Here is a 1,523-nt window from a genome sequence, read left to right on the forward strand (position 1 = left end):
TGCGTTGGTATACCAATAATGTCTATGTTCACATTAAAAAGGATGGGAACAAGGAATATCTGAAAAAAGACGAATTTAGAAGGAAAACAGATGGATTCCAGGCGTTTATCCACTCTTTATTTAAAGCAGATGAAATTTTAGTGGATRATGTGGACTTTTTCTTGGATGATATAGATTTTTAAAAGGCTCACTTAAAGGATGTTGTTGATTTTCTTGTTGAACTAACTGGGAAGGGTGTTGAAAGAAGGTGTTACTTTGGTGAACTAAAGGGGCAGTTAGTTCAATAAGAACCTTTTTAAAACGCCTAAATTAATTAATATTCCATGCCTTTTATCCTTAATTACTTAAGAGAAAGGGAAATTTGATGAAACAACTATCCCATCATTTGCTGCGATCTTTGTAACCTAAAATCGATTGGATGATGAATTTATTTCTTTTTATTATGAATTATTGATTTTAGTAGACGCTTGTCTATTCAATATTTTAATACCACCATATTTTATAGTAAGTATTTGAAAGAGACTAGTGATGATTTGATAATTATGATGTAGCAGTTATTATTTTAGACTTTAATAGGTAACCAAAAGGGAGCGTTAGGAATGGCAGATAAAACATTCGATGTAAAAATCAGTGACGATTTACACAATAAAGTTATGCGAATGATAAATTCAAGTGGAGTTACGTCAAAAGAATGGTTTGAAAAGGCGGTAGTATTAACTGAAATTCATGGTTTAAACATAGCTGTAGGTGATCATAATGAATACTTTTCAGAACTTGAAGTCCATACGACTCGTATTCATGAGTTAGTGGCTAACATGATTAAACGAAAAGTTTATTTAAAAGAGGAATTAGCAACAAAAAATGAAGATATAGCTTCAATTGCAACAAGCCTTGAAAACAACAATAATGAAATTGCAGAACTTCATAAGCAAATAGACGAAATGAGAACAACCAATGTAAATAATTATTCATTGAATGGGGTGTTAAGCAGACTAGTAGCTGAGCAAGAAATACAGCTAAAAGATTTAAAAGAAGTAATTAGCACCAAAGAAAAAGTAATTGTGTCATTTGCTGAAAGTCTAGAAAACAGCAAAATAGAAAATGCAGAACTTCATAAGCAAGTAGACGCAATGAAAGTAACCAATGAAAATAATCAATCATTGATTGGAGAGTACAAAGAAAAAATTAATTCGTTAAGTGGGCTAGTAKTTGAACGAGAAGTGCAGCTAAAAGATTTAAAAGAGGTATTAGCTGCAAGACTTGAAAACAGCACAAAAGAAAATGCAGAACTTCATAAGCAAGTAGACGCAATGAAAGTAACCAATAAAAATAATCAATCATTGATTGGAGAGTACAAAGAWAAAATTAATTCGTTAAGCGGGCTAGCATTTGAACGAGAAGTGCAGCTAAAAGATTTAAAAGAGGTATTAGCTGCAAGACTTGAAAACAGCACAAAAGAAAATGCAGAACTTCATAAGCAAGTAGACGCAATGAAAGTAACCAATAAAAATAATCAATCATTG

1 protein-coding gene and 1 pseudogene are annotated in these 1,523 nt (G+C 31.6%); both read left to right on the plus strand.

Annotated features, from left to right (window positions below; all coding sequences use genetic code 11):
* Positions 1-182: pseudogene (locus AC1DUW_RS28475) on the plus strand (terminase large subunit); the annotation flags it as partial.
* A gap of 417 nt (positions 183-599) precedes the next feature.
* Positions 600-1,523 (plus strand): hypothetical protein (locus tag AC1DUW_RS28480; RefSeq protein WP_477644138.1); only part of this gene is annotated, 924 nt, incomplete at its 3' end.

Source organism: Peribacillus sp. P4_C12 (assembly GCF_056402095.1).